This is a genomic window from Streptomyces ossamyceticus, assembly GCF_001418475.1.
GTDB lineage: Bacteria > Actinomycetota > Actinomycetes > Streptomycetales > Streptomycetaceae > Streptomyces > Streptomyces ossamyceticus.
Window position 1 is genome coordinate 1 of the sequence record NZ_LIQX01000419.1, and the last position, 5654, is coordinate 5654.

Annotated in this window: 7 protein-coding genes; 3 read left to right on the forward strand and 4 right to left on the reverse strand. The window is 70.0% G+C overall.

The genetic code is table 11. The features are described 5' to 3' along the window. Window positions 1–1760 (reverse strand): anthranilate synthase family protein (locus AOK15_RS27835; RefSeq protein ID WP_055521107.1); only part of this gene is annotated, 1760 nt, incomplete at its 3' end. Between the two features lie 122 nt (window positions 1761–1882). After that, complete coding sequence (locus tag AOK15_RS48895) at window positions 1883–2053, reverse strand: trp operon leader peptide (RefSeq protein WP_079058746.1); 171 nt, start codon at window positions 2051–2053, stop codon at window positions 1883–1885. A gap of 20 nt (window positions 2054–2073) precedes the next feature. Here AOK15_RS48895 and AOK15_RS27840 point away from each other — a divergent pair, with 20 nt between their 5' ends. Next, window positions 2074–3423: a class II 3-deoxy-7-phosphoheptulonate synthase gene (locus AOK15_RS27840; RefSeq protein WP_055521111.1), complete on the forward strand. Its 1350-nt coding sequence runs from the start codon at window positions 2074–2076 to the stop codon at window positions 3421–3423. A gap of 149 nt (window positions 3424–3572) precedes the next feature. Continuing rightward, window positions 3573–3815, forward strand: a complete 243-nt coding sequence (locus AOK15_RS27845) for a (2Fe-2S)-binding protein (protein WP_055521108.1) — start codon at window positions 3573–3575, stop codon at window positions 3813–3815. A gap of 30 nt (window positions 3816–3845) precedes the next feature. Here the strand turns inward: AOK15_RS27845 and bfr are convergent, their stop codons facing one another. After that, a complete protein-coding gene (bfr, locus tag AOK15_RS27850) occupies window positions 3846–4325 on the reverse strand; it encodes a bacterioferritin (RefSeq protein WP_055521109.1) in 480 nt (159 codons plus the stop codon). Window positions 4326–4499: 174 nt separating this feature from the next. Here bfr and AOK15_RS27855 point away from each other — a divergent pair, with 174 nt between their 5' ends. Next, window positions 4500–5147: a sulfite oxidase-like oxidoreductase gene (locus AOK15_RS27855; protein ID WP_055521110.1), complete on the forward strand. Its 648-nt coding sequence runs from the start codon at window positions 4500–4502 to the stop codon at window positions 5145–5147. A gap of 22 nt (window positions 5148–5169) precedes the next feature. On the opposite strand, the gene AOK15_RS27860 is transcribed toward AOK15_RS27855, so the two are convergent. Beyond that, a partial coding sequence (locus tag AOK15_RS27860) for a deoxyribonuclease IV (RefSeq protein ID WP_157870387.1) occupies window positions 5170–5654 on the reverse strand: 485 nt, incomplete at its 5' end.

Consider the following 5654-nt stretch of genomic DNA (forward strand, 5'->3'; position numbering starts at 1 on the left):
GTGGAGGTCAGCCGCAGCGCGTGCACCTCCCCGGTCGCGCTGCGGCTGACCTCCACCCCGTGCGCGGCCAGCTCCCCGGCCGCCCCGTCGTCGCAGCGCGCCACGAAGCTGTTGTAGAAGCCGACGACCTCCTCCCGCCCGAACAGGTCGATCGAGGTCTGCGCCCCCTGGTACGGCACCTCCTTGCGCACGATCTCCAGCCCCAGCTCCGCCGCGATCAGCTCATGCCCGAGACACACCCCGAGCACCCCGTAAGGGTGGTCCCGGAGCACCTCCGCGGTCAGCTCCCGCAGGAACCGCATCTTGGGGTCGTCCGCGTCCCCGGGGTCCCCGGGTCCCGGCCCCAGCACGACGACCCCGGCGTGCCCGAGCACGGTTTCCCGCAGCCCCGGCTCGTCGTACCGCCGTACCGTCACCTCCAGCCCCGACGACCGCAGCAGGTGCGCCAGCATCGCGGTGAAGGTGTCCTCCGCGTCCACCACCAGCGCGTGCCCGGTCAGCTCGGCCGTGCGGTCCTGCATCCGCAGCCAGAACGGCGCCAGCGAGGAGCGCCGTCCGTCCAGCGCCGCCCGCACCCGGGGGTCCTCCGCGAGCCCCGGCCGCACCCGCTCCCGCTCCGGCCGCCCGGGCCGCACCCCGAGCGCCGCCAGCACCCCGGCCGCCTTGGCGTGGGTCTCGGCGACCTCGCCCGCCGGATCGGAGCCCCGGACGAGCGTGGCGCCGACCGGCACCCGCAGCCGGCCGTCGCCCGCGATGTCGGCGGTCCGGATCAGGATCGGCGAGTCCAGGGTCTGCGCGCCGCCCTCGTCCCGGCCCAGCAGCGCGAGGGCCCCCGCGTAGTACCCGCGACCACCCACCTCGTGCCGCTCGATGACCCGGCAGGCGTTCTGCACGGGCGACCCGGTGACGGTCGCCGCGAACATGGTCTCCCGCAGGACGTCCCGCACGTCCAGCGAGGAGCGTCCGCGCAGCTCGTACTCGGTGTGCGCGAGGTGCGCCATCTCCTTCAGCCGGGGCCCGATCACCACCCCGCCCATGTCGCCGACCGTGCACATCATCTTCAGCTCCTCGTCGACGACCATCGAGAGCTCCTCGATCTCCTTGCCGTCGGAGAGGAACTCCAGCAGGTCCTCCGGTGTCGGTCCGCCGACCGGATAGCGGTACGTGCCACTGATCGGGTTCATCACGACGGTCCCGCCGGACATCCGGACGTGCACCTCGGGGCTCGCGCCGACGAGGGTCCTGTCACCGGTGTGCACCACGAACGTCCAGTACGCGCCCCGCTCGCCCTCCAGCAGCCGCCGGAACAGCGCCAGCGCGTCGGCCCGGCCGAAGCCCGGGACATCACCCTCGTACGTCCGCCGGATCACGAAGTTCGCGCCCTCGCCCCGACCGATCTCCTCGCGCAGCACCCGGCCGACGATCTCCGCGTACTCCTCGTCGCCGACGTCGAAACCGCCGCCCTCGACCCGCACGTCGTGCGCGGGCAGCTCGGCCAGCGCCCGCTCCAGCGGAAGTGCGTACGACTCCTCCGGCACGAGCACCGACAGGGGCGTGCCGTCGTCGCGGACGTCGAAGCCGCGTTCGCGGATCTGCCGGAACGGGACGAGGGCCAGCCCCTCGTCGGGGAGGTCGGCGAGCCGCTCGCAGGTGGTGACCGGGCCGATCAGCACCTCCACCGTGTCGTGGTCGAGGCCGGGGGTGCGGCGGCGCAGCAGCGCGAAGGGTCGGGGGTCGTGCAGGAGTCGAGCCAGGTCCATCGGGTTCTCCTCGTGGCTGATCGGAGCGTGATCAGTGCGGTGGTCGAGGAGGGACGACCCGGTGGTGGAAACACGGAAGGCCGCCCCTCGGGCGGCCTTCGCGAAGTCGTGCGTACGCGCAGTCAGTGGGCCGCCGGATGAGCGGTCCACCACCAGTTCTGGTTGCTGTGCGCGAACATGCGCCGCACCCTACCGGAGGCGGTCGGGTGGCGCCACGGGCCGCGCCCGCGGGTCCCGTCCCGATCGAGCGGGGTTCGTCTCACTTGATGAGCAGGGGAATGGACGCCCGACATGACCCCGTAATGTGGACGTCGTGACCGTGAACGCTAAGTCCAGCGCGAGCGCTGGCAACACCTGGCGAGACCTGCCCGCGGCGCAGCAGCCCGAGTACCCCGACACCGAGGCTCTGCGCGCAGTCGTTGCGGAGCTCGAGTCGTATCCGCCGCTCGTCTTCGCGGGCGAGTGCGACCAGCTGCGCGCCCGGATGGCGTCCGTCGCCAAGGGAGAGGCGTTCCTCCTCCAGGGCGGCGACTGCGCCGAGGCCTTCGACGCCGTCTCGGCGGACCACATCCGCAACAAGCTGAAGACGCTGCTCCAGATGGGCGCCGTCCTCACGTACGCGGCCTCCGTGCCCGTCGTGAAGGTCGGCCGCATCGCCGGGCAGTACTCCAAGCCCCGCTCCAAGGGCACCGAGACCCGCGACGGCGTGACCCTGCCGACGTACCGCGGCGACTCGGTCAACGGCTTCGACTTCAACGAGGCCGCCCGCATCCCGGACCCCGAGCGCCTGAAGCGGATGTACCACGCCTCCGCCTCCACGCTGAACCTGGTCCGCGCCTTCACCACCGGCGGTTACGCCGACCTGCGCCAGGTCCACGCCTGGAACCAGGACTTCGTGAAGTCGTCCCCGTCCGGTCAGCGCTACGAGCAGCTCGCCCGCGAGATCGACAACGCGCTGAACTTCATGCACGCCTGCGGGACCGACCCGGAGGAGTTCCGCACCGTCGAGTTCTTCTCCTCGCACGAGGCGCTGCTGCTCGACTACGAGTCGGCGCTGACCCGCGTCGACTCGCGCACGGGGCAGCTGTACGACGTCTCCGCCCACATGGTGTGGATCGGTGAGCGCACCCGGCAGCTGGACCACGCGCACATCGAGTTCGCCTCGAAGATCCGCAACCCGATCGGGATCAAGCTCGGCCCGACGACCACGGCCGAGGACGCGCTGCAGTACATCGAGCGCCTCGACCCGGAGCGCGAGCCCGGCCGTCTCACCTTCATCGTGCGCATGGGCGCGGACAAGGTCCGCGACAAGCTGCCCGAGCTGGTCGAGAAGGTCACCGCGTCCGGCGCGACCGTGGCCTGGGTGACCGACCCGATGCACGGCAACACCTTCGAGGCGGCCTCCGGGCACAAGACCCGCCGCTTCGACGACGTGCTCGACGAGGTCAAGGGCTTCTTCGAGGTCCACAAGGCCCTGGGCACCCACCCGGGCGGCATCCACGTGGAGCTCACCGGTGACGACGTCACCGAGTGCGTGGGCGGCGGCGACGAGATCTTCGTCGACGATCTGCACCAGCGCTACGAGACCGCCTGCGACCCCCGGCTCAACCGCAGCCAGTCCCTCGACCTGGCCTTCCTGGTCGCGGAGCTGTACCGCGACTAGTGCGGGTGTGACCACACAGGGGAGTGGGGCGCGGATCACATACGATCCGCGCCCCACTCCACTTTTGTGCTCCCTGGCCGCCGGGTAAGGTTAGGTTAGCCTCACCGATCATCGTTCGGGGGGGCGCTACGTATCGATCCCGGCGGGAGGTGAACCGCGTGTTCGTCTGCAGTTGCTTCGGTGTCACCGAGCAGCAGGTCAAGAAGCACGCGGCGGACGGTGCCTGCACCCCTCGCCAGATCGCGTCGGCCTGCAAGGCGGGTACGGACTGCGGTTCGTGCGTCCGCCGTATCCAGGCGATCCTGGGCAGGGGCGCGTGCCCACGCCGTGAGTCGGCCGACCAGGGGCAGCCCGCCTTCTCCGAGGTGCGGGAGCTCGAGGAAGCCGCCTAGTCCGTCCGCTACGGCCCCTCGACGCGGGAATCAGCTCTCCGGCTGTTCGATCAGCTGTGCGATGTACAGCGCCTCACCGAGCTTCTCCAGCAACTCCAGCTGCGTGTCCAGGTAGTCGATGTGGTGCTCCTCGTCGGCGAGGATCGACTCGAAGATGTTCGCGGACGTCACATCGCCCTTGGCCCGCATCACCTCGATGCCGCGCTTGAGGCGGTCGATCGCCTCGACCTCGATCTGCCGGTCCGCCTCGAACATCTCCTTCACCGTCTGGCCCACGCGGACGTGGAACAGCCGCTGGTAGTTCGGCAGGCCGTCCAGGAACAGGATCCGGTCGGTGAGGACCTCCGCGTGCTTCATCTCGTCGAACGACTCGTGCCGGGTGTACTTCGCGAGCTTCGTCCAGCCGAAGTTCTCCTGCATCTTCGCGTGCAGGAAGTACTGGTTGATCGCGGTCAGCTCGGCCGTCAGCTGCTCGTTGAGGAATTCGATGACCTCGGGGTCGCCCTGCATCGCAAAGGCTCCTTCCAAGCGGGGAACTGGGAGGTTGCGCCGCGATGATTGCACCGGCATCGAAGATCGTCCAGTAAGTGCAAGCTTAGTAAGTTAGCCCAGCCTTAGTTCGTTTTGTCCGAGTCGGGTGGGGGCTGGTCATGTGCACCACTCGGGGTCTGTCAGGATGGAGTCATGGGTCAGCCGGTGGGACGCGAGTCGGGAGATCGCGCATCTGAGAACGCGGCACAGCCGCAGCTTCCGCCGGGACAGCGACTCCAGCGCGGCTGGCCGGTTACGCACTACGGCCCTGTACCCAAGTTCCGCCCCGAGCGGTGGGACTTCCGGGTCTTCGGCGCCACCGCCGACGGCGAGAAGCGGAGCTGGACCCACGACGAGTTCACCGCGCTGCCGTACGCCTCGGTCGTGGCCGATCTGCACTGCGTGACGAAGTTCAGCATGGTCGGCGCGGAGTGGGGCGGCATCCCCGCCCGGACGATCCTGGAGATCGTGCCGCCGGCCGCCGAGGTCACCCATGTGATGGTGTGGGCCGAGTACGGCTTCAGCTCCAACCTCAGGCTCAGCGACTTCGCCTCGGACCGCACGATCTTCGCCACCCACAAGGACGGCGAACTGCTCACCGCCGAGCACGGCTTCCCCCTGCGGCTCGTCGTGCCGCACCTCTACGCCTGGAAGGGCCCCAAGTGGGTCCGGGGCATCGAGTACATGACCGCCGACCGGCGGGGCTTCTGGGAGGAGCGCGGCTACCACAACATCGGCGACCCGTGGCGCGAGCAGCGCTACTCCTACCAGGAGGGACCGGGGGAGGGGCCCGAGCTCTGACCGGGCCCGGCGCCTCGCCGTCTCAGCCGTCGCGGAGCTTCTTCAGGCGTTCCACGTCCGCCGCGTGGCCCTCCTTGCCGCCGGGGGTCTCGATGACCAGGGGGACGCCCTCGGTGGCGGGGTGGGTCATCAGCGCGCGGAACGGGTCCTCGCCGATGTGCCCGGAGCCGATGTTCTCGTGACGGTCCTTGTGGGCGCCGACGACGTCCTTGGAGTCGTTTGCGTGGATCAGTTTCAGCCGGCCCTCGCCGACGGTGTCCACCAGCAGGTCCAGCGTCCGGTGCATGCCGTCGGGCCCGGTCAGGTCGTGGCCCGCCGCGAAGATGTGGCAGGTGTCCAGGCAGACGCCGAGCTTCGGGTGGGCGTCGAGCGCCTCGAAGTACGGGCCGAAGTCCCAGGTCCGCGAACACAGGGAGGCGCCCTGGCCGGCCGTCGACTCCAGCAGCAGATACGGGTCGTCGTCGTGGGTCAGCTCGTCCAGCAGCGGCAGGAGGTGCGCGCGCACCT

Excerpts from the sequence above, each read along its gene's own strand:
- AOK15_RS48895 (WP_079058746.1), bottom strand. The coding sequence starts at position 2,053 with ATGTCGGGCGTCCATTCCCCTGCTCATCAAGTGAGACGAACCCCGCTC.
- bfr (WP_055521109.1), bottom strand. The coding sequence starts at position 4,325 with ATGCAGGGCGACCCCGAGGTCATCGAATTCCTCAACGAGCAGCTGACG.
- AOK15_RS27855 (WP_055521110.1), top strand. The coding sequence starts at position 4,500 with ATGGGTCAGCCGGTGGGACGCGAGTCGGGAGATCGCGCATCTGAGAAC.